Below are 21970 nucleotides of genomic sequence, written 5' to 3' on the forward strand. Positions count from 1 at the left end.
CGGTCAGACCACGCTGAGGGGCAGCAGCGTCTTCCCGGTCGGACCGACCTGGATCTCGGTGTTCATCTCGGGGCAGACGCCGCAGTCGTAGCAGGGCGTCCAGCGGCAGTCCTCGACGTCGATCGAGTCGGGGTCGAGGGCGTCCTCCCAGTCGGCCCAGAGCCAGTCCTTGTCGAGGCCGGAGTCGAGGTGGTCCCAGGGCAGCACCTCGTCGTACCCGCGCTCGCGCGTGGTGAACCAGTCGAGGTCGACGCCGGTGCCGGCGAGCGCGGACTCGGCGGCGGCGATCCAGCGGTCGTAGGAGAAGTGCTCGCTCCAGCCGTCGAACCGGCCACCGTCGCGCCACACCTGCTCGATGACGGCCCCGACCCGGCGGTCGCCGCGGGACAGCAGTCCCTCGATCACGCCGGGCTTGCCGTCGTGGTAGCGGAATCCGATCGCCCGGGCGAACTTCTTGTCCGCGCGCACCGTGTCGCGCAGCTTGCGCAGCCGCTCGTCGGTGGTCTCGACGTCGAGCTGGGCGGCCCACTGGAACGGCGTGTGCGGCTTGGGCACGAACCCGCCGATGGAGACCGTGCACCGGATGTCGTTGTGGCCGGTGACCTCGCGGCCCTTGGCGATCACCTTCCGAGCCAGGTCGGCGACCTGGAGGACGTCCTCGTCGGTCTCGGTGGGGAGCCCGACCATGAAGTAGAGCTTCACCTGCCGCCAGCCGTGCGAGTACGCCGCCGCGACGGTGCGGATCAGGTCCTCCTCGGTGACCATCTTGTTGATCACCTTGCGCATCCGCTCCGACCCGCCCTCGGGCGCGAAGGTCAGGCCCGAGCGCCGGCCGTTGCGGGAGAACTCGTTGGCCAGCGAGATGTTGAACGCGTCGACCCGGGTCGAGGGCAGCGAGAGCGAGACGTTGGAGCCCTCGTAGCGGTCGGCCAGGCCCTTGGCGACCTCGCCGATCTCGGTGTGGTCGGCGCTCGACAGCGAGAGCAGCCCGACCTCCTCGAAGCCGGACTTGCGGATGCCGTTCTCGACCATGGCGCCGATGGTCTCGATGGACCGCTCGCGCACGGGTCGGGTGATCATGCCGGCCTGGCAGAACCGGCAGCCACGCGTGCAGCCGCGGAAGATCTCGACGGAGAACCGCTCGTGGACCGTCTCGGCGAGCGGCACCAGCGGCTTGGCCGGATAAGGCCAGGCGTCGAGGTCCATGAGGGTGTGCTTGCGCACCCGGTGCGGGATGCCCGGCCGGTTCGGGACGACGGCCTCGATGGAGCCGTCGGCGGCGTAGGTGACGTCGTGGAAGCGGGGGACGTAGATGTTGCCGCTGACCGCGAGCCGCCGGAGCAGCTCGTCACGGCCGGAGCCCATCTCGCCGGCCGGGCGGCCCTCGGCCTTCCAGTCGCGCACCACCTCGGAGATCGCGAGCACGACCTCCTCGCCGTCGCCGAGGACGGCCGCGTCGAGGAAGTCGGCGATCGGCTCGGGGTTGAACGCGGCGTGCCCGCCGGCGAGCACGACGGGGTCCTCGTCCGTGCGGTCCGCGGCGTGCAGCGGGATCCCGGCCAGGTCGAGCGCGGTCAGCATGTTGGTGTAGCCGAGCTCGGTGGAGAAGCTCAGGCCGAAGACGTCGAACGAGCGCACCGGGCGGTGGGCGTCGACGGTGAACTGCGGGATCGGGCCCTGCGCGTCACCGGCGCGCAGCACCGCCTCCATGTCGGGCCACACCGAGTAGGTGCGCTCGGCGACGATCCAGTCGCGCTCGTTGAGCACTTCGTAGAGGATCTGGACGCCCTGGTTGGGCAGGCCGACCTCGTAGGCGTCGGGGTACATCAGCGCCCAGCGGACGGTCTCGCCCTCGGGAGCGCAGTCCCACTTCTTGACCGTCGAGTTCAGCTCGCCGCCGACGTACTGGATCGGCTTGGACACCGACGGCAGCAGCGGCTCGAGCCGGGGGAAGACGGACGCAGGCGCGGACATGCGGGAACCTCGCAGAGACGGGTGAGCGAAACCCCCAGCCTACCGTCAGACGGGCGGCTCGACCGACTCGTCGGAGCGGGCGGCCGCCTGCGCGGAGGTGGCGCGCAGCTCGACCGCCGGCATCAGCAGGAGCAGCAGGAACGCCACGACGCCGACCCCGGCCGAGATCAGGAAGACGGTGTCCATCGACTCGGCGAAGCCGACCTTGAACGGGTGGGCGACGGCGGGGTCCATCCGGTCGATGATCGAGGAGTCGTCCTGTACCTGCTCCAGGACCTCGGGCGACAGGGCGTCGGGGTCCTCGCGCAGCGCCTGCTGGAAGGCCGGCTCGCCCTGCGCCTCGTCGATCGCGGTCGAGATGTTGCCGCCGACGGTCGCGAACAGCACCGACAGCAGGACGGCGACGCCGAGGGTGCCGCCGATCTGGCGGAAGAAGGTCGCCGAGCTGGTGGCGACGCCGATGGCGCTCGGCGGCACCGAGCTCTGCGCGATGAGCAGCAGCGGCTGCATGCACTGTCCCAGCCCGAGACCCAGCACGAACATGAACAGCGCCACGAAGGCGAGGGAGGTGTCGGCGCTGGTCAGCGAGAGCAGCAGCAGACCGATCACGACGAGGGCCGAGCCCACGATCGGGAAGAGCCGCACGTGGCCGGTGCGGGAGATGACCTGTCCGGAGCCGATCGAGGCGGTCATCAGGCCGGCCACCAGCGGGAGCATCAGGAACCCCGACTCGGTCGGTGAGGCCCCGTGCACGATCTGCATGTAGAGCGGCAGGATCATCATGCCGCCGAACATCGCGACGCCGATGACCACGCTCGCGCCCAGGGTGACCGCCATCGCGCGGACCCGGAGCAGCTTCAGCGGGATCAGCGCGGCGTCGCCGATGCGGCGCTCGACGTACCAGAAGCCGACCAGGCCTACCGCGGCCACGACGAAGCAGGCCAGCGAGCGACCGGAGCCCCAGCCCCATTCGCGGCCCTGCTCGGCGACGGTCAGCAGCGGCACCAGTCCCACGACCAGGGCCAGCGCGCCCCACCAGTCGATGCGTACGGCGCCGGCCGGCCGGGGCGTGCGGTGGACGTGAAGGGTGCGGAAGACGACGGCGAGCGCCGCGATGCCGATGGGCACGTTGACCAGGAAGACCCAGCGCCAGCCGGCCATGCCGAGCAGCTCGTCGCGGCCCGCGAAGAACCCGCCGACGACCGGCCCGAGCACGCTCGACGTCCCGAACATGGCCATGAAGTAGCCGGTGTAGCGGGCCCGCTCCCGCGGGGACACGATGTCGCCCACGATGGCCAGCACCAGGGTGAACAGTCCGCCGGCGCCGAGGCCCTGGAAGGCCCGGAACGCCGCGAGCTGGTACATCGAGGTCGCGAACGAGCAGAGCGCGGAGCCCAGCACGAACAGCGAGATCGCGAACATGAACAGCTTCTTGCGGCCGTAGAGGTCGCCGAGCTTGCCGTAGATCGGCGTCGTGACGGTGGCGGTGATGAGGTACGCCGTCGTCACCCACGCCTGCACGGACAGGCCCTGCAGGTCGTCGGCGATCGTCCGGATCGACGTGCTCACGATCGTCTGGTCGAGCGCGCCGAGGAACATGCCCATCATCAGGCCGGACAGGATCGTGACGATCTGGGCGTGCGAGTACTCGGTGCCGGGGTCCGCGGGAGTGGTTGCCATCGGCAACGATGCTAGTGCTTCCGTAGTGTTCGGCGCATGAGTACGACGGCTGTGCGGGGCAGATTCCAATGGACGGTCGCGGTCCCGATCGCCGCGGTGGTCGTGCTGGCGGCCACCTGGGCGAACCACGAGAGCCCCGTGGTGCTGACCGTGATCGCCGCCCTGCTCGTCGGCGCCATCCTCGCTGCGGTCCACCACGCCGAGGTCGTCGCGCACCGGGTCGGCGAGCCGTTCGGGTCGCTGATCCTCGCCGTCGCGGTCACCGTGATCGAGGTCGGCCTCATCGTGATGCTGATGACCGGCGGCGGCGAGGGCACCAGCACCTACGCCCGCGACACCGTCTTCGCGGCCGTGATGATCACCCTCAACGGCATCGTCGGCATCGCGCTCCTGGTCGGGGCGCTGCGCCACCACCTGGTCAGCTTCAACGCCTCGGGCACCGGCTCGGCCCTCTCGACCGTCGTGGTCCTGGCCGGCGTGACCCTGGTCCTGCCGAGCTTCACGACCTCCGCCCACGGACTGCAGTACTCCGGCTCCCAGCTGGCCTTCGCGGCCGTCGCCTCACTGGTGCTCTACGGCGCCTTCGTGTTCACCCAGACCGTGCGGCACCGCGACTTCTTCCTGCCGGTCAGCAGCGACGAGTTCGGCCGGGTGACCGGCCTCCTCGACGAGGACGAGGACGGCCACGCCGACCCGCCGCCGGTCCGCGAGGCCTGGCTCAGCCTAGGGCTGCTCGTGGTCGCCCTGGTCGCCGTGGTCGGCTTGGCCAAGCTGCTCTCCCCCACCATCGAGGACGGCGTGAAGAGCCTCGGCTTCCCGTACGGCGTCGTCGGCGTCGTGATCGCCCTGCTGGTGCTGGCCCCCGAGTCGATCGCGGCGGTGCGCAACGCCAACCGCGACCGGGTGCAGATCAGCCTCAACCTGGCCTACGGCTCGGCGATGGCGTCGATCGGCCTGACCATCCCGACCATCGCGGTCGCCTCGATCTGGCTGGACGGTCCGCTGGAGCTGGGCCTGGAGCCCACCCACCTGGTGCTGCTCATGCTGACCGTCGCCGTCTCGACCTTCACCGTCGCCCAGGGCCGGGCGAAGGCTCTGCAGGGCGTGGTCCACCTGGTGCTGCTCGCGGCGTTCGTGTTCCTGTCGATCCAGCCGTAGGCCGCCCTCGGGACCCTCGGGACCCTCGGCGCCGGGAGTACGCTCGACAATAAACAACAGTTGTCGGAAAGGCAGTCCCATGCGCGCCGTGGTGTTCGAGAAGTACCAGTCCGCCCCCGTCCTCACCGAGGTGGAGAAGCCGACCCCGGGACCGGGCGAGGTGCTGCTGAAGGTCGCGGGGGCCGGGGCCTGCCACTCGGACGTGGCCGTCTTCCGGGAGTTCGACAAGGAGCACGGCCCGGCGCAGCTGCGGCCCTCCTTCGTGCTCGGTCACGAGAGCTCGGGCTGGGTCGAGGAGATCGGCCCCGGGGTGGGCGCCGGGATCGAGGTCGGCGCGGCGTACCTCGTCTACGGCCCGATGGGCTGCGGCCACTGCCCCGCCTGCTCGCGCGGCCAGGACACCTACTGCGAGAACGCCGCCACCATGCCCCACCTCGCCGCCGGCCTCGGCCGCGACGGCGGCATGGCGGAGTACGTCGCCGTGCCCGCCCGCAACCTGGTCCCGCTGGGCGACGCCGACCCGGTCGCCGCGGCGCCGCTGAGCGACGCGGGACTGACGCCCTACCACGCGATCAAGAAGTCGCTGCCCGTGCTCCAGAAGGGCGGGGCGACCGCCCTGGTCATCGGGCTGGGCGGCCTGGGGCAGCTCGGCGTACAGATCATCCGGGCCCTCACCGGCGCCACCGTGATCGCGACCGACACGAAGCCGGACGCGATGCGCCGGGCCGAGGAGTCGGGCGCCGTCACCGTGCCGGGCGGGCCGGACCAGGCCGCCGCGATCCGGGACATCACGGGCGGGCGCGGCGTGGACGCGGTCTTCGACTTCGTCGGCGCCGCCCCGACCATCGCGCTCGCGATGGCCAGCGTCGCCCTCCAGGGCCGGGTCACCGTCGTCGGCATCGCGGGCGGCACCTACGAGTGGGGCTTCTACGGCGTCCCGTACGAGGTCGAGCTGACCAGCACCTACTGGGGCACCATCGAGGAGCTGCACGAGGTCGTCGCCCTCTACCGCGCCGGCCGGATCACCCCCGACGTGGAGGTCTTCGAGCTCGACGACGCGCTCGAGGCCTACCGGCGTCTGGAGGCCGGCGAGCTGTCCGGGCGGGCGGTGGTGGCCCCGCACGGCACGGTCAGCGCGAGCTGACCAGCCGCACCGGCCGGTCCGCGGCCATCGTGTAGCGGGTGGGCGCGGGCGTGGTGGTGCGCAGGTGGATGTTCTGGAGCAGGCCCACGGCGAGCATGCCCGCGAACATCGAGCTGCCGCCGTACGACACGAACGGCAGCGGGACGCCGGTGACGGGCATGATGCCGAGGCACATGCCGATGTTCTGGAAGGCCTGGAAGCCGAACCAGCAGGCGATGCCCGCGGCCGCGACCCGGCCGAAGACGTCGTCGGTGCGGGTGGCGATGCGCAGCGCCCGCCAGAGCACCACGCCGAGCAGGGCGATCAGCGCACCGGCCCCGACCAGGCCGAGCTCCTCGCCGGCGACGGTGAAGATGAAGTCGGTGTGCTGCTCGGGGACGAAGCCGGAGCGGGTCTGCGAGCCGTCGAAGAGGCCCTGCCCGAAGAGCCCGCCGCTGCCGATCGCGACCCGGGCCTGCTCGACGTTGTAGCCGGCGCCGCGCGGGTCGAGGCCGGGGTTGGTGAACGCCATGAAGCGGTCGACCTGGTAGGCCTTCAGCAGCCCGGCCGAGACGGCGGCGAAGGCGGCGGTGACCGCGCCCGCCGCGAGCAGGACCAGCCAGCGGCGTGGAGCGCCCGAGACGCCCAGGACGCCGAAGACGACGGCGCTCAGCACCAGCATGGTCCCGAGGTCGGGCTGCAGGACGATCAGCGCGGCCGGGACGCCGGCGACGATCAGCATCAGCACCACGTCGGTGAGGCCGACCCGCGCCCGCCACTGCCCGGCGGCCCGCTCGGCGAGCACCAGGGCCATCCCGATCACCACCGCCAGCTTGGCGAACTCGGCCGGCTGGATCGACATCCCGCCGACCATCAGCCACGACTTCGACCCGTTCACGACGGTGCCCATGGTCAGCACCAGCACCAGGCCGGCGATCGAGGCGAGGTAGACGACTGGCGCGACCATCCGGACCCACCGATGGTCGGCCGCGATCACGACCAGCATCAGCACCAGGCCGATGGCCACGTTGACGACCTGCTTGCGCAGGTACGCCGTGGGGTCGCCGCCGGTGAGGTCGTCGCGGGCCGAGGTGGCCGACCAGACCAGCACGGTGCCGAGGACCACCAGGGCGAGGACGGCGACCATCAGCAGCCAGTCGATGCGGGGCGCGCGGGAGGAGCTCACTTCGTGCCCTTCTTCTTGCGGGCCGGCGGCAGGATCGCCCCGTCGTCGGTGAACGTCGGCAGCGTGGCGGGCGCGACCGTGCCGGGGATGGCGGTCTTCTTCGGGTCGACCTTCTCGCCCGTGACGCCGTACAGCGCCTCGTAGATCGCGCGGACGGCCTCGCCGTTGGAGCCCGAGCCGGTACCGGCCTGGCTGACCATCATCACGACCACGTAGTCGTCGGTGTACGACGCGACCCAGCCGGTCGACTGCTTGCCGTAGACCTCGGCCGAGCCGGTCTTCGACCGGATCTGCACCTGGTCGAGCGGGAAGCCGGCCAGCTTCCAGTTCATGGTGCCGCGCGTCGAGACGCCCTTCAGGGCCGTGTCGAGGTAGGACAGCACCTTCTTGGGCAGCCCGACCGAGCCGGCCTTCGTCGGCTTGATCTCCCGCACGACCTCGCCGTCGGGCCCGACGACCGCCTTGGCGATCCGCGGCTCGTAGAGGGTGCCGCCGTTGGCGATGGCGCCGTACGCCCGGGCGAGCTGGAGCGGGGTGACGATGGTGTCGCCCTGGCCGATGGCGAAGTTCACCGCGTCGCCGGCCCGGTAGGCGTAGCCCTCGACGCAGAACTCACGGGCGAACTTGTAGACGAAGTCGCTGGTCTTGCCGTCCTGCGGCTTCTCGGAGATGCCGCAGTAGTAGTCCTTCATCTGCTCGTAGTAGGCGCGCTTCCACTTGCGGTCGGCGATCCGCCCGGAGGCCTCGCCCGGCAGGTCGACACCGGTCTCGGAGCCGAAGCCGAACGTCTTGGCCTCGTCGACGAGCGGGTCCTTCGCGTCGACGTCGTCGACGTCGGAGCCGAGCCGCTGCCAGAAGTCGTAGCCGACGCGGAAGAAGAAGGTGTTGCAGGAGACCTCGAGGGCCCGGTCGAAGCCGATCGAGCCGTAGGCGGCGGACTCGTGGTTGTGGAAGTCGCGGTTGCCGACCCGGAACGACGAGGAGCAGGCCAGCCGGGTGTCGGTGGAGTAGCCGTGGGTCAGGGCGCCGGCCGTCATGAACGGCTTCCAGGTCGACCCGGGCGCGAACTGGCCCTGGGTGGCCCGCCCGAGCAGCGGCGTTCCGGCGTCCTCGGAGTAGAGCCGGGCCAGCTCCTTCTTGGAGATGCCGCCCACCCAGGCCTCCGGGTCGTACGTGGGCTGGCTGGCCATCGCCACCACCCGGCCGGTCTTGGCCTCCAGGACGACGGCCGCGCCCGAGTCGGCCTCGTAGTTGCGCTTGGTCACCGGGTCGTACGTCGCCCGCTGCCGCGCGATGGTCGCGGCCAGCTGCTGCTCGACCACGCCCTGCACCTTCGCGTCGATCGAGGTGACCAGGGTGCTGCCCGGCACCGCCTCGACCTCGCCGTCGTCGCCGAGCACGCGACCCATCGAGTCGACGGCCACCCGCTGGTAGCCGGGCATGCCGCGCAGCCAGGCGTCGTACTGCTGCTCGACGCCGGCGCGGCCGACCGTCGAGGCGCCGTTCAGGGAGGTGTCCTCGTCGGCCTGCGCGGCGTCGTACTCCTCCTCGGTGATGGGGCTGAGGTAGCCGAGCACGTGGGCCAGGTTGACCCCGAACGGCTTCGGGTAGGCACGCACGGTCTGCTGCTCGGCCAGCACCGCCGGGAAGTCCTCGGGCTGCTCCAGCACCCGCAGCGCGACGTCCTGGGGGACGTCGGTCGCCACCGGCACCGCCTGGTACGGCGAGCCGTTCCAGCACTCGCCCGCGACCGACCCGTCGTCGCCACAGGTGACCAGCGCGCGCTCGATCCGGCCCTTGCCCACCCCGACCACGTGGGCGAGCCGCTTCAGCAGCTGGGTCCGGCGCTCCTCGCCCATCCTCCCGAGCACGGTGCGGTCGACCGAGACCACCCAGGACGTGCGGTTGGTGACCAGCGGCCGACCCTGGGCGTCGACGATGAGGCCGCGCTGCGGCTGCACCACGACCTCGCGGACCGACTGGGACGCGGCCTTCGCGGTGTACTCGTCGCCGGTGACGACCTGGAGGTAGTACAGCCGCCCCAGCAGGGTGGCGAAGAGCGAGAAGACCAGGGCCTGGACCACGACCAGCCGGAGCCGGCTGCGGCGGGACCCCTCGGCGGAGGCGGCCATCAGCGCGCGTACGCCCGGTCGGGCTCGAGACGTCGGAAGAGGGTGGCGACCAGCGGCAGCACCAGCGGCGTGAGCAGGACGTCCCACACGACCGCCACCGCGATCACGCCGAGGAGCTCTCCGGTGCCGGTGGAGGTGTCGCCCAGCAGCAGCCCGGAGATCGCGAAGACGGAGGTGCCGACGAACGAGCAGGCGGCGACCGTGGCCACCACCGCCGTGGCCATCGGGCGTACGTCGGGCCGCATCCGGCCCGCGACGTACCCGACGACGACCAGCGCGAGGGCCCAGCGGCCCGCGACGTGGTCCGCCGGCGGGGCCAGGTCGAGCAGCACCCCGGCGCCGAAGCCGAGCAGCATGGCGAACTGGGTGCCGCGGACCAGGGCCGAGGCGACCACCACCAGCAGGCAGAGGTTGGGGACCACGCCGGCCCAGGCCAGGTGCGGGAAGAGGGTGACCTGGAGGACCAGGGCGACGGCGATGAGGCCCATCGCGACCGTCCCGCGCAGCGCGTTCACTGGATGGTCCCGTCGGCCTCGATGACGGCGCGGTCGCTGCCCGTGCCGCTCGGCACCACGACGCCGACGACGTCGAGCGAGCCGAAGTCGACGTACGGCTCGATGACCGCGCGCTGGGAGGAGTCGCGGAGGCTGGAGAAGACGGTGGTCACCTTGCCGACCGGGACGCCGGCGACGTATGGCGCGCCGCCCTCGCTGCCCCAGGTGACCACGGCGTCGCCCTCGGCCGGGACGACCGACTCGTCGACCAGCTCGAGGTCGAGGCGGGCGTCCTCGCCGATCGCGCCGCGACCGTGCAGGAAGCCGACCTGCATGCTGCGCCCGATCCGGCCGCCGACGACCGAGTCGCCGTCGACCAGGAGCAGCACGGTGGCGGTCGAGCGGGTGACCCGCAGGACCCGGCCGACCAGGCCGTCGTCGTTGAGGACCGTCATGTCGGCGCGCAGCCCGGACTCGGAGCCCGCGTCGATGGTGACGGTGCTGGAGAAGGACTGGCTCGGGCCCACGCCGACCACGCGGGCCGGGACCAGGGCGAACCCGAGCTCGGAGGCGGAGGCCGTGAGGGCGTCGTACTCCTGGAGGCGGTTGCGGTCGTAGTCGGCCCGGTTCGCGTCGGCGCGGAGGCGGGCGTTCTCGGCCTCGAGGTCGTCGATCTGGTCGCGCATCCCGTCGCGGGAGCGGAACCAGTCCGGCACCGACGTGAACGGCCGGAGCACGGTCGTCGTCCCGCTCTCGACCGGGCCGAGGACCTCGCCGACCACGCGACGGGCTCCCTCGACCGGCGAGCCGTCGCCGCCGCGGGCGTCGAGCGTCATCAGGCTCAGGCAGGCCAGCACGAGGGCGACGACCAGGGAGGTCGGCGGCCGGCGGCGGTCGCCGTCGAGCCGGTCGGTGCTGCGCCAGCGCTTCTCGGGTGCGGCCATCAGTAGCGCCTCGGCTCGGTCACCAGCACCTGCTGCAGCGCCTCGAACTCCTCCACGCAGCGGCCGGCCCCCTGGGCGACCGAGGTCAGCGGGTCCTCGGCGACGTGCACCGGCATGCCGGTCTCGTGGCGCAGCCGCTCGTCGAGGCCGCGCAGCAGCGCACCCCCTCCGGTCAGCACGATGCCGCGGTCCATGATGTCGCCGGCCAGCTCGGGCGGGGTCTGGTCGAGGTTCGCGCGAACGGCGTCGACGATCGCGTGCAGCGGCTCCTCGAGCGCCTGGCGGACCTCGGCGCTGGAGACCACGACGGTGCGCGGCAGCCCGGAGATCATGTCGCGGCCGCGGATCTCGGCCTCCGGCTCGTCGGGCAGCGGGAACGCCGAGCCGAGGGTCATCTTGACCTCCTCGGCGGTGCGCTCGCCGAGCATCAGCGAGTACTCCTTCTTCATCCACGCGACGATCGCCTGGTCGAGGTCGTCGCCGGCGGTGCGGATCGAGAGGCTGGTGACGATGCCGCCGAGCGAGATGACGGCGACCTCCGTCGTACCGCCGCCGACGTCGACGACCATGTTGCCGGTGGCCTGGTGCACGGGGAGCCCGGCGCCGATCGCGGCGGCCATCGGCTCCTCGACGATGTAGACCCGGCGGGCGCCGGCCTGGTAGCCGGCCTCCTTGACCGCGCGCTGCTCGACCGCGGTGATGCCGCTCGGGACGCAGATGACCATCCGGGGCTTGGCGAGGTAGCGACGCCGGTGCACCTGCTGGATGAAGTAGCGCAGCATCTGCTCGGTCGCCTCGAAGTCGGCGATCACGCCGTCCTTGAGCGGCCGGATGGCGGCGATGTTGTCGGGGGTGCGCCCGATCATCCGCTTGGCCTCGTGGCCGACGGCCAGGATCTCGCCGGTCTTGTCGTTCAGCGCGACGACGCTCGGCTCGTCCAGCAGCACGCCCTTGCCGCGGACGTAGACCAGCGTGTTGGCGGTGCCGAGGTCGACGGCCATGTCGCGGCCGAAGAAGCTGTTCGCCATGCCGGGTGCCTCGCAGGGGTGCGTCGTACGTCGGGGAAGTGAGGCCTCCCCGCACGCACCTCAGTGCACTCACACAGGATCGACCCTGCGAGCGAGCCTAGGTTTCAGCGCTCGCCGTTGCGGGACGCCACGCCGAGACGCATGTGACTCCCGTGACCCCTGTGACTCAGCCTGTGGATGATTCCGCCGAGTCGGCGCACCTGTGCGCCGACTCGGCGACGTTGTCCACAGGGTCAGAGGTTCGGGAACCAGATGCCGATCTCGCGGGCAGCGGACTCCTCGGAGTCGGAGCCGTGCACGAGGTTCTGCTGGACGGCCAGGCCCCAGTCGCGGCCCAGGTCGCCGCGGATGGTGCCCGGGGCGGCACCGGTCGGGTCGGTGGTGCCGGCCAGGGAGCGGAAGCCCTCGATGCTGCGCTCTCCCTCCAGCACGATCGCGACGAGCGGGCCGGAGAGCATGAAGTCGACGAGCGGCTGGTAGAACGGCTTGCCCTCGTGCTCGGCGTAGTGCTCGGCGAGCAGCTCGGGCGTCGCGGTCCGCAGCTCGAGGGCCACCAGGGCGTAGCCCTTGGCCTCGATGCGGCGGACGATCTCGCCGACCTGGCTGCGGCGGACGGCGTCGGGCTTGAGGAGGACCAGGGTGCGCTGGGTCATGCCCCGGAGGCTATCGCCCGTCGTACGACGCCGCGCGCGCGACCACGTCGGCAGGCACCCGGTCGTGCGAGTCCTCCCCCGACACCGCCCCGTCACTGACCATCCGCAGCGGGACGTGGCCGCCCCACACGCCGGCCGCGACGTCGCTCGGCTCGTCGACCGGCCCCCCGGCCCGGGCCTTCATCGACGCCTCGTGCAGGGGTACGGCGAGCACCGCCGTCGCGGCCAGCTCCTTGCGGGTGCTCGGCCGCAGCGTCACCGCCCGCCCGGGGATCATGTGGTCGACGATGAGGTCCAGCGCGTGCGCGCGCTCCGCCTCGTCGTCGACGACCCGGGCCGCCCCGATCACCACCGCCGAGCGGTAGTTCATCGAGTGGTGGAACGCCGAGCGACCGGCGACCAGCCCGTCGAGCTCCGTGACGGTCACGCAGACGGTGGCGCCGGCGGCCTGCCGCAGCCACCCGGCCGCGACCGAGCCGTGGACGTAGAGGCTGCCGCCCTCGTCCGGCCCGTCGACGTCGACCGCGAAGGCGGCCGGGAGCACCAACGGGTGCTCCCCCACCAGGACGCCGAGGTGGGCGACCAGCGCCACGTCCAGGAACCGGTGCAGCTCCTCACGGTCGGCCACCATCCGGTTGCGGCCGCGGCTGACGGTGGTGCGGTCGGTCGGGGAGAGCGGGGTCGTCGTCATGGTCCTATGCTGGCCGACGAGTGGCCTGCATGCACGGGCCAATTCCCGACGATCCGAACAGGACACTCGTGACCACCCTGGCCGTCTCCCTCGACCGGGCCGACCCGCGTCCGCTCAGCGCTCAGCTGGCCGACCAGGTGCGTCATCAGGTGACCGACGGCCGGCTCGCCCCCGGTGATCGGCTCCCGAGCAGCCGCGCGCTCGCCGGCGAGCTGGGCGTCGCCCGCGCGGTGACCGAGCAGGCCTACGGCCAGCTGGTCGCCGAGGGCTGGCTGGAGGGACGGCACGGCAGCGGCACCTTCGTCGCCGCCGGGCGGCCGCTCGCGCGACCGACTGCGGCCCGCCGTACCCCTCGGGCGCCGGAGGCGGACCTGGTCCGCCTCGACGCCGGCACTCCCTGGATCGACCCGCGGCACGCCGCGTCCTGGCGCCGGGCCTGGCGCGACGTCGCCGCCGCCCGCCCGCCCCGGGGGTACGACGACCCGCGCGGCCTGCCCGAGCTGCGCGCCGAGCTCGCCGCGCGCCTGGGCCGCACCCGAGGGCTCCACGTCGACCCCGACGAGGTGCTGGTCACCGCCGGCACCACCGACGGACTGCGCCACCTGCTCGGCGACCTGCCGCCCGGGCCGGTGACGGTCGAGGACCCGGGCTACCGCGCCGCGGCCGCGACGGTCCGGTTGGCCGGCCGCGAGGTGCGGGACCTGCCGGCGCTGGCCCCCGTGACCGACCTGGCCGGCTGCGCGGCGGCGTACGTCACCCCGGCCCATCAGCACCCGCTCGGCCCGACCATGCCGGGCAGCGCCCGCCTCGGCCTGCTCGAGGCGGCGCGCCGCGCGGGCGCCGTGGTCGTCGAGGACGACTACGACTCCGAGTTCCGGTACGACGTCGCGCCGGTGCCCGCGCTGGCCAGCCTCGACCGCGACCGGGTCGCCTACCTCGGCACCGCCAGCAAGTCGGTCGCCCCGAGCATGCGGCTGGGGTGGCTGGTCCCGCCGCCCGCCCTGCTCGACGCCGTCGACCGGACCCGCCAGGTCACCCACGACACCGCGTCCTGGCCGGTGCAGCGGGCGTTCCTCTCCCTGCTGCGCGACGGGTACGTCGACAAGGTGGTCCGCTCCGCGCGTCGGGTGTACGCCGACCGCGCCGCCCGGGTGACCGGCGCGCTCGCGCCCCTGGCCACGCTGCGCGGGCCGGTGGCCGGCATGTACGCCACCGTCGAGCTGGACGCCGACGCGGCTCGCCGGGGTCAGGTCGCCGCCCGGGCCGCGGGCTTCGACGTACCACTGCTGGCGGACTACTGCCGGACCCACCGCCGGCACGGGCTGATCATCGGGTTCGGCGGCTGCACGGACGCGGAGCTGGACGCCGCGCTGGTCGCGATCACGCGGGGGCTGGCGGGTTAGGGAGTCGGCGGGTTGGCCGCGTCGAACGCCGCGAACGCCGCGGCCCGCTCGCGCTCGATCCGCCGGCCGAGCAGGTCGGCGGAGCCCCACAGCAGGGCGAAGATCCCGCCGAGCACGAACATCAGCGGGATCACGAACCCGAGCCCGACGGCGGCGACCTGGACGACCCAGCCCGCCGAGTAGGCCCACTCCTTGCGGAGCATGCCGGCCAGCAGCAGGCAGGCGACGGCCAGGCCGAGCCCGATGGCCAGCGACGTGCCGAGCGACACGTCGGCGACCTGGACGAGCACCGGGGTGGTCAGGCCCAGGGCGATCGCCTCCAGGCAGAGGATCGCCGCGCACATGCCGCGCCGCGGCGACCGCTCGCGCTCGTTGCTCACGCCCGACCCTCCCCTCGTCCGGGACGACGCAGCAGGGTCCGCGCCTCGCCCGCGGTCACGACCGAGCCGGTCACCAGGACGGCGCCGGAGCCGAGCGGCGACCCGAGGGCCTCCCCCGCCTCGGCGAGCGTCGCAGCGGCGTGGATCGCGTCCTCGAGCCGCGCCTCGACGCTGACCCGGTCCTCGTCGAAGATCTCCCGGGCGACCGCGGCGAGCTGCTCGGCGGGCATCGCCCGGTCGGTGGAGTTCTGGGTGCAGATCACGTGGGCCAGATGCGGCTCCAGGGCGGCGAGCAGGCCCTCGGCGTCCTTGTCGGCCATCACGCCGATCACCCCGATCAGCGGCGAGAAGGTGAAGGAGTCCTCGATCGCCGCGGCCGAGGCGGCCGCACCGTGCGGGTTGTGGGCCGAGTCGAGCACCACCGTGGGCGAGCGGCGCACGATCTCGAGGCGGGCCGGCGACGTCACCTCGGCGAACGCCGCACGGACGAGCTCGTCGTCGAGCGGCTGCTCCCGGGCCGCGAACGCCTCGACGGCGGCCAGCGCGACCGCCGCGTTCTGGGCCTGGTGGGCGCCGTAGAGCGGGAGGAAGACGTCGTCGTACCGGCCGCGCAGGCCCTGCAGCGAGACCACCTGGCCGCCGACGGCGGGCACCCTCGAGATGACGCCGAACTCCAGGCCCTCGCGGGCCACGGTGGCACCGACCTCAGCCGCCCGCTCGAGCAGCACCGTGGCGACCTCGGGCTCCTGCTGGGCGAGGACGGCGAACGAACCCGGCTTGATGATCCCGGCCTTCTCGACCGCGATCTCGCCGGGCGTCCCGCCGAGGTACTTGGCGTGGTCGACGGCGATCGGCAGCACCACGGCGACCTGGCCGTCGGCGACGTTCGTCGCGTCCCACGAGCCGCCCATCCCGACCTCGACGACGGCCACGTCGACGGGGGCGTCGGCGAAGGCGGCGAAGGCCATCCCGACCACGGTCTCGAAGAACGAGAGGGGGTGCTCCTCGGAGGCGTCGACCAGGTGCGTGTACGGCGCCACGTCGTTGAACGCCTCGACGAATGCCTCGTCGTCCAGCGGCTCGCCGTCGACCGAGATCCGCTCGCTCATCTTCTCCACGTGCGGGCTGGTGAACCGCCCGGTGCGCAGGTCGAGCGCCCGGAGCAGGGTGTCGATCATCCGCGAGGTCGAGGTCTTGCCGTTCGTCCCCGTCAGGTGGATGACCGGGTACGCCGCCTGCGGGTCGCCGAGCAGCTCGGTGAAGGCGCGGATGCGGTCCAGGGACGGCTCGAGCTTCGTCTCGGGCCACCGGGACAGCAGGGCGTCCTCGACCTCCGCGACGGTCTGGGCGAGGCGGGGGGCGGCGGGGTCTGCGGGCGTCGACATCGAACCCGATCCTACGGTCGGGACTACCGGTGACAGGAACTGAGAACAGGTTCTAGTTTGGCGGCATGAAGACCACGGTCGCGATCGTCAACTCCCCCGGGGCAGCCTTCACCTTCGAGGAGGTGGAGCTGGAGGGTCCGCGCGCCGACGAGGTGCTGGTGCGGATCGTGGCCACCGGCCTCTGCCACACCGACGTCACGATGGGGTCGATGCTGCCCGCCGAGATGTTCCCGAACGTCTTCGGCCACGAGGGTGCCGGCGTCGTCGAGGCGGTCGGACCGGACGTCACCGGCATCGCGGTCGGCGACCACGTGGTCCTGTCGTTCCGCTCCTGCCGGTCGTGCGCCAAGTGCCAGGAGGGCCTGGTCGGCTACTGCGACTCCAGCCTGATGATCAACTACATGGGCATGCGGATGGACGGCTCGACGACGTACACCCGCGACGGGGCCCCGGTCTTCGGCTCGTTCTTCGGTCAGTCCTCGTTCTCGCGGCACGCCATCGCGTACGCCGACAACTGCGTCGTGGTGGACAAGGAGCTCGACCTGACGCTGGCCGCGCCGTACGGCTGCGGCTTCCAGACCGGTGCCGGCACGGTGCTCAACGTGCTGAAGCCCGGGCCCGCCGACAGCCTGGTCGTGTACGGCGTCGGCGCGGTCGGCCTGGCCGCCATCGCGGCTGCGGCCGCGCAGGGCGTCGGCACCATCGTCGCGGTCGACCTGCTGGACAGCCGGCTGGCCGAGGCCGCACTGTTCGGGGCGATCGGCGTCAACCCCTCCGCGCTCGGCGAGCAGTCCGCCCCCGAGCGGGTCAAGGAGCTGACCGGCGGCGGCGCGACGTACGGCATCGACACCACGGCGGTCTCGGCCGTGGTCAAGCAGGCCCAGCAGTCGCTCGGCATCCGCGGCACCCTGGTCGCGCTCGGCCTGGGACCCGACGAGTACGCCATCGATGCGATCGACCTGCTCCAGAGCGGCAAGCGGGTGATGGGCTCCATCGAGGGCGACTCCGACCCGCAGGAGATGGTCCCGCGGCTGCTGGCGATGCGCGCCGCCGGCACCTTCGACGTCGACGGGCTGATCCGGACCTACCCGTTCGAGCAGATCAACGAGGCGGTCGCCGACGTGCACGCCGGCACGGTCGTGAAAGCGGTCCTCACCTGGTGACGGGTGCTCGCCCCTCCGGCGAGGCCGAGCGGCAGCTCAGCTGATCACCAGGTTGGCCATGTCGACGACGGGCCGGTAGCCGACCTCGGCATAGATCTTGTTCGACGTCGGGTTGGCCTGGTCGGTGAACAGGCAGGCCCGGTGCCCGGCGGCGAGGATCCGCGCCGAGACCTGGGCCACGGCCGCGCTCGCGTAGCCGCGCCGCCGGTGCTCGCGCGGCGTGATCACCGGTCCGACGCGCACGACGCCGTACGCCGGCGCGTTGTGGTGGGTCAGGTGCACGACCGTGCCGTCGGGGTCCTCCCAGAGCCAGATCTGCCCGGCCGCGACCCGCGGGGCCATCTCGCCCTCGGTGAGGGTCTCCGAGGCGTGCGGCGAGCTCCGGCCGGCCATCTCGGCGGCCAGCTCCCCGAAGTCGTTCCACCAGGCCGTCGCCAGCGGTACGTCGGTCTCGACCGCCACCCGGAGCCGTCCCGGGGCGTCGTGGGCCACCAGGTCGCCGAGCTCCCAGAGCCGGGTCCGCTCCTCGACGACCACCGTGCCGCCGCCGAGCCGGGCGGTCTCCTCCGCGAGTAGCTGCGCCGGCCGGAGCGCGCCGTTGACCCCGCCGAGCACCTCGCCCCGGGCGTGCAGCTCCCGGGCCAGCGCCACGGCCGCCTCGTCCGGCATCGGCAGCAGGAACGCCGGGAACGGCGCGAACGGCGCCGTCCGCATGGCCACGCCGACCACCCGACCGTCGTCGCCGAGCACGCTCACCCACCACCGCGGGTGCGCGCCGGGAAGCACCCCGCGGGCGTCCTCGTCGACCGCCCGCGCGGTCACCGAGGCGACCACGGTGGTGAGCACCGGATCAGCCGCCAGGTGCTCGCCGGAGAGGGCCAGGAAGGCGCTCGGATCGGTCGTCAGCTCGAGCCGGGTCATGGGTCCACGCTAGGGACGGCGACAACCGGTTTTCGCAGGTGAGCGCCGCCACTCTAGGATTTCGGGTTATGACCGAGACCCCGCAGGACCAGGCCCCCGAGACGACCGACGCACCACGCGCCGTCGTCGTACCGGACAAGCCTGCGCTGGAGGGCCTCGAGCAGCGCTGGGCCGAGCACTGGAAGGCCGTCGACACCTACGCCTTCGACCGCACCCAGCCGCGCGAGAACGTCTACTCGATCGACACGCCGCCGCCCACCGTCAGCGGCAGCCTGCACGTCGGCCACGTCTTCTCCTACACCCACACCGACCTGATCGCGCGCTTCCAGCGGATGCGCGGCAAGACCGTGTTCTACCCGATGGGCTGGGACGACAACGGCCTGCCGACCGAGCGCCGGGTGCAGAACTACTTCGGCGTCCGCTGCGACCCGAGCCTGCCCTACGACGCCGACTTCACCCCGCCGGAGAAGCCGGACCCGAAGCGGCAGATCCCGATCAGCCGGCCCAACTTCATCGCCCTGTGCGAGCAGCTGGTCGAGGAGGACGAGCAGGTCTTCGAGTCGCTGTGGCGCACCCTCGGCCTCTCGGTCGACTGGAAGCAGCACTACACGACGATCGGCGCGAAGTCGCAGGTCGTCAGCCAGCGCGCCTTCCTGCGCAACTTCGCGCGGGGCGAGGCCTACCTGCAGGAGGCGCCGACCCTCTGGGACGTCACCTTCCAGACCGCGGTCGCGCAGGCCGAGCTCGAGGCGCGCGAGTACGCCGGCGCCTACCACCGGGTCGCCTTCCACCGCCCCGACGGACAGCCGCTGCACATCGAGACCACCCGCCCCGAGCTCATCCCGAGCGTCGTGGCCCTGATCGCCCACCCCGACGACGAGCGCTACCAGCCGCTGTTCGGGACCACCGTGACCAGCCCGGTCTTCGGGGTCGAGATCCCGGTGCTCGCCCACCCCGCGGCCGAGGCCGACAAGGGCGCGGGCATCGCCATGTGCTGCACCTTCGGCGATCTCACCGACGTCACCTGGTGGCGCGAGCTGCAGCTCCCCGTGCGCACCGTCATCGGGCGCGACGGGCGCTTCCTGCGCGAGACCCCCGAGTGGCTGGCCGCCGAGCCCGCGGCGGCGTCGTACGCCGACCTCGCGGGCAAGACCACGTTCAGCGCCCGCGAGACGATGGTCGCCAAGCTGCGCGAGACCGGCGACCTCGACGGCGAGCCGAAGCCGACCCAGCGGATGGCGAACTTCTACGAGAAGGGCGACAAGCCGCTCGAGATCGTGGCCACCCGCCAGTGGTACATCAAGAACGGCGGGCGCGACACCGCCCTGCGCACCGAGATGGTCGAGCGCGGCAGCGAGATCACCTGGGTCCCGACTCACATGTTGCACCGCTACGAGAACTGGGTCGGCGGCCTGAACGGCGACTGGCTGATCTCGCGCCAGCGGTTCTTCGGCATCCCGTTCCCGGTCTGGTACCCCCTCGACGCCGAGGGCGAGCCCGACTACGCCCACCCGCTGATGCCGAGCGAGGCCGAGCTCCCGGTCGACCCGTCCACCGACGCCCCGCGCGGGTACGACGAGTCGCAGCGCGGACAGGCCGGCGGCTTCATCGGCGACCCCGACGTGATGGACACCTGGGCGACCTCGTCGCTCACGCCGCACATCGCGGGCGGCTGGGAGAGCGACGACGACCTGTTCCAGCGGGTCTTCCCGATGGACCTGGCCACCCAGGCCCACGACATCATCCGCACCTGGCTGTTCTCGCGCGTGGTCCGCTCCCACTTCGAGAACGGCGTCGCGCCCTGGCACCACGCGCTGATCTCCGGCTTCGTGGTCGACCCGGACCGCAAGAAGATGTCGAAGTCCAAGGGCAACGTCGTCGTCCCGACCGAGATCCTGGAGAAGTTCGGTGCCGACGCCGTCCGCTGGCGTGCGGCGATGTCACGCCCTGGCCTGGACTCGCCGTTCGACGAGAGCCAGATGAAGGTCGGCCGCCGGCTCGCCATGAAGGTCCTCAACGCCTCCAAGTTCGTCCTGGGCGGCGTCGGCGCGACCGAGCTGCAGCCGTTCGCGGTCTCCGCCCCGGTGGACTGCGCCCTGCTCGCGCGGCTGGCGCTGGTCATCCGCCGGTCCACCGACGCGTTCGAGGCCTACGACTACACCACCGCGCTCGAGACGGTCGAGAAGTTCTTCTGGGAGTTCTGCGACGACTACCTCGAGCTGGTCAAGGAGCGCGCGTACGACGAGGACGGCGGCTCGGCCACCGCCTCGGCCAAGGCGACCCTGGCCATCGCGCTCGAGGTTCAGCTGCGGCTGCTCGCGCCGTTCCTGCCCTACGTGACCGAGGAGGTCTGGTCGTGGTGGCAGGAGGGCTCGATCCACCGAGCTGCCTGGCCGACCGAGCTCGACCTGGGCTCCGCCGCGGCCGCCGACCCGGCGACGGTCGACGCCGTCGCCGCGGTGCTCGTCGGCATCCGCGGCGCGAAGTCGCAGGCCAAGGTGTCGATGCGCGCCGAGCTCTCCCGGGTCGAGGTCACCGGCCCCGAGGCGCTGGTCCGGGCCGCCGAGCTGGCCGCCGACGACCTGCGCCGTACCGGCAAGGTCACCGGCGACCTCGTCTTCACCCCGACCGGCGAGACCGGCCAGGAGATCTCCGTGCACGCCGAGCTGGCCGAGACTCCCACCGAGTAGCCCGCCGAGTCGGCGCGAGTTGGGCGCCGAGTCGGCGCGAGCTCGCGCCGACTCGGCGATCAGCGGCGCCCGCGGCCTCCACCGTGGCCATGACCATGGTCGCCACTGCGGCGGTCGCCTCGCTCGTCCCGGTCCCGGCCCCGGTTGCCGCGATCCCGGTCGCCGCGGTCACCGCTGCCCATCTCGGGCTCGCCGTGGCCGCGCCCCTGCGAGTGCCCCGGCGAGTGCCCCGGGCCCCGGTGGCCGGACTTGTCCGGCCTCCCCTGCTTGTCCTGGTGGCCGCGGTGCCCGCGCCCGCGGTCGGGCCTCGGCTCCGGTGCCGGCTCGGTCGAGGGTACGGGCGGGGCGGACGGCTGGGTGGCCGACTGGGTGGCCGACTGGGTGGCCGGCACGATCGGGGCATCGGCGGTGGCGACGCCACTCGGTCGGTCAGGCTTCGTGACCCGGAACTCCCGGACCACCCGGTGCGACCTCGGTGATGCAGGGCCTGGGCGGGTCCGCGGCACGGCCGTGGGCACCGGCCCCAGCGGAGCGGCGGGGGGCTCCGCCAGCCGATCCACCTGGTTGCCCGCCAGCACCGACTGGACCTCCGGCGTCGGGAGGCCCAGGAAGCCGCGGACGGCCTCGCTGCGCAGACCGGAGACGATGATGACCGCGCAGGCCACCAGCACCACCACGAAGGCCAGCAGCGGCCGTCGATGCTCCTTGATCACTCCACCACCTTCCGAGAGCCCCGTCGCGCTCAGGCGAGGCCCGCCGGGTCAACGGGGCCACGTGCCCACGGTGACGCAGGCGCGGGTTTCGATCTCGAACGGTCCAGACCAGTCGTCAGGGTCGGACGAGGCCGGCCTTCCTGCTGGTCGAGAAGCGAGCTCATCGAGATCCGGCCTTTTCGAGACCCAACGCCGGGTCTCGATACGCGCCGTCACGGCCTCGCAAGCTCGGCCGTGGGCGCACTCGACCTC

18 protein-coding genes are annotated in these 21970 nt (G+C 72.5%); 5 read left to right on the forward strand and 13 right to left on the reverse strand.

Features of this window, described 5'->3' with window-relative positions; translation table 11 throughout:
- Window positions 1–3: 3 nt before the first annotated feature.
- Both BLT76_RS07810 and BLT76_RS07815 read right to left on the reverse strand, forming a co-directional pair.
- Complete coding sequence (locus BLT76_RS07810; RefSeq protein WP_090853255.1) at window positions 4–1974, reverse strand: TIGR03960 family B12-binding radical SAM protein; 1971 nt, start codon at window positions 1972–1974, stop codon at window positions 4–6.
- A gap of 45 nt (window positions 1975–2019) precedes the next feature.
- Window positions 2020–3654 (reverse strand): MDR family MFS transporter, encoded by a 1635-nt coding sequence (locus BLT76_RS07815; protein ID WP_090853259.1) that lies wholly within the window; start codon window positions 3652–3654, stop codon window positions 2020–2022.
- A gap of 36 nt (window positions 3655–3690) precedes the next feature.
- Here BLT76_RS07815 and BLT76_RS07820 point away from each other — a divergent pair, with 36 nt between their 5' ends.
- Together BLT76_RS07820 and BLT76_RS07825 are read left to right on the forward strand one after the other, a co-directional pair.
- Window positions 3691–4812 (forward strand): calcium:cation antiporter, encoded by a 1122-nt coding sequence (locus BLT76_RS07820; RefSeq protein WP_090853262.1) that lies wholly within the window; start codon window positions 3691–3693, stop codon window positions 4810–4812.
- Between the two features lie 79 nt (window positions 4813–4891).
- Entirely contained in the window at window positions 4892–5956 is a 1065-nt protein-coding gene (locus tag BLT76_RS07825; RefSeq protein ID WP_090853265.1) for an NAD(P)-dependent alcohol dehydrogenase, read from the forward strand.
- Here the strand turns inward: BLT76_RS07825 and rodA are convergent.
- The 7 genes from rodA to BLT76_RS07860 all read right to left on the reverse strand — a co-directional run bounded on the left by rodA (window position 5943) and on the right by BLT76_RS07860 (window position 13063).
- Window positions 5943–7121 carry a rod shape-determining protein RodA gene (gene rodA, locus BLT76_RS07830; protein ID WP_244509306.1) on the reverse strand — a complete coding sequence of 393 codons (1179 nt, stop codon included), beginning with the start codon at window positions 7119–7121 and terminating at the stop codon, window positions 5943–5945. The genes BLT76_RS07825 and rodA overlap by 14 nt on opposite strands.
- The gene (gene mrdA / locus BLT76_RS07835; protein ID WP_090853268.1) at window positions 7118–9253 is read right to left on the reverse strand and encodes a penicillin-binding protein 2; all 2136 of its coding nucleotides are present in this window, start codon (window positions 9251–9253) and stop codon (window positions 7118–7120) included. Before mrdA ends, rodA begins: the two co-directional genes overlap by 4 nt.
- Complete coding sequence (gene mreD, locus BLT76_RS07840) at window positions 9253–9768, reverse strand: rod shape-determining protein MreD (RefSeq protein WP_244509307.1); 516 nt, start codon at window positions 9766–9768, stop codon at window positions 9253–9255. The genes mrdA and mreD overlap by 1 nt, the downstream gene beginning before the upstream one ends.
- Window positions 9765–10691, reverse strand: coding sequence for a rod shape-determining protein MreC (gene mreC / locus BLT76_RS07845; RefSeq protein ID WP_090853272.1), 927 nt, complete (start codon window positions 10689–10691; stop codon window positions 9765–9767). The genes mreD and mreC overlap by 4 nt, the downstream gene beginning before the upstream one ends.
- Window positions 10691–11719: a rod shape-determining protein gene (locus BLT76_RS07850; protein WP_090853275.1), complete on the reverse strand. Its 1029-nt coding sequence runs from the start codon at window positions 11717–11719 to the stop codon at window positions 10691–10693. Before BLT76_RS07850 ends, mreC begins: the two co-directional genes overlap by 1 nt.
- A gap of 233 nt (window positions 11720–11952) precedes the next feature.
- The gene (ndk, locus tag BLT76_RS07855; protein WP_090853278.1) at window positions 11953–12372 is read right to left on the reverse strand and encodes a nucleoside-diphosphate kinase; all 420 of its coding nucleotides are present in this window, start codon (window positions 12370–12372) and stop codon (window positions 11953–11955) included.
- Between the two features lie 10 nt (window positions 12373–12382).
- Window positions 12383–13063: a pyridoxamine 5'-phosphate oxidase family protein gene (locus BLT76_RS07860; protein WP_090853281.1), complete on the reverse strand. Its 681-nt coding sequence runs from the start codon at window positions 13061–13063 to the stop codon at window positions 12383–12385.
- 68 nt (window positions 13064–13131) lie between these two features.
- On the opposite strand from BLT76_RS07860, the gene pdxR reads away from it, so the two are divergent.
- Window positions 13132–14466: a MocR-like pyridoxine biosynthesis transcription factor PdxR gene (pdxR, locus tag BLT76_RS07865; protein WP_170866972.1), complete on the forward strand. Its 1335-nt coding sequence runs from the start codon at window positions 13132–13134 to the stop codon at window positions 14464–14466.
- Here the strand turns inward: pdxR and BLT76_RS07870 are convergent.
- Window positions 14463–14846: a DUF4233 domain-containing protein gene (locus BLT76_RS07870; RefSeq protein ID WP_244509308.1), complete on the reverse strand. Its 384-nt coding sequence runs from the start codon at window positions 14844–14846 to the stop codon at window positions 14463–14465. The two genes, pdxR and BLT76_RS07870, sit on opposite strands and share 4 nt — an antisense overlap.
- Entirely contained in the window at window positions 14843–16231 is a 1389-nt protein-coding gene (gene folC, locus BLT76_RS07875; RefSeq protein WP_090853288.1) for a bifunctional tetrahydrofolate synthase/dihydrofolate synthase, read from the reverse strand. Before folC ends, BLT76_RS07870 begins: the two co-directional genes overlap by 4 nt.
- Before the next feature lie 65 nt (window positions 16232–16296).
- Here folC and BLT76_RS07880 point away from each other — a divergent pair, with 65 nt between their 5' ends.
- Window positions 16297–17394 (forward strand): NAD(P)-dependent alcohol dehydrogenase, encoded by a 1098-nt coding sequence (locus tag BLT76_RS07880; RefSeq protein ID WP_090853291.1) that lies wholly within the window; start codon window positions 16297–16299, stop codon window positions 17392–17394.
- A 36-nt stretch (window positions 17395–17430) separates the two neighbouring features.
- Here BLT76_RS07880 and BLT76_RS07885 read toward each other — a convergent pair whose 3' ends face one another.
- Window positions 17431–18315, reverse strand: a complete 885-nt coding sequence (locus tag BLT76_RS07885; protein WP_090853294.1) for a GNAT family N-acetyltransferase — start codon at window positions 18313–18315, stop codon at window positions 17431–17433.
- A 68-nt stretch (window positions 18316–18383) separates the two neighbouring features.
- On the opposite strand from BLT76_RS07885, the gene valS reads away from it, so the two are divergent.
- Window positions 18384–21005, forward strand: coding sequence for a valine--tRNA ligase (gene valS / locus BLT76_RS07890; protein WP_090853298.1), 2622 nt, complete (start codon window positions 18384–18386; stop codon window positions 21003–21005).
- A gap of 59 nt (window positions 21006–21064) precedes the next feature.
- On the opposite strand, the gene BLT76_RS07895 is transcribed toward valS, so the two are convergent.
- Window positions 21065–21718 (reverse strand): hypothetical protein, encoded by a 654-nt coding sequence (locus tag BLT76_RS07895; RefSeq protein WP_090853302.1) that lies wholly within the window; start codon window positions 21716–21718, stop codon window positions 21065–21067.
- Window positions 21719–21970: the final 252 nt, after the last annotated feature.

The sequence above is a fragment of the Nocardioides lianchengensis genome, from assembly GCF_900101465.1.
In the GTDB taxonomy this organism is placed as follows: domain Bacteria; phylum Actinomycetota; class Actinomycetes; order Propionibacteriales; family Nocardioidaceae; genus Nocardioides; species Nocardioides lianchengensis.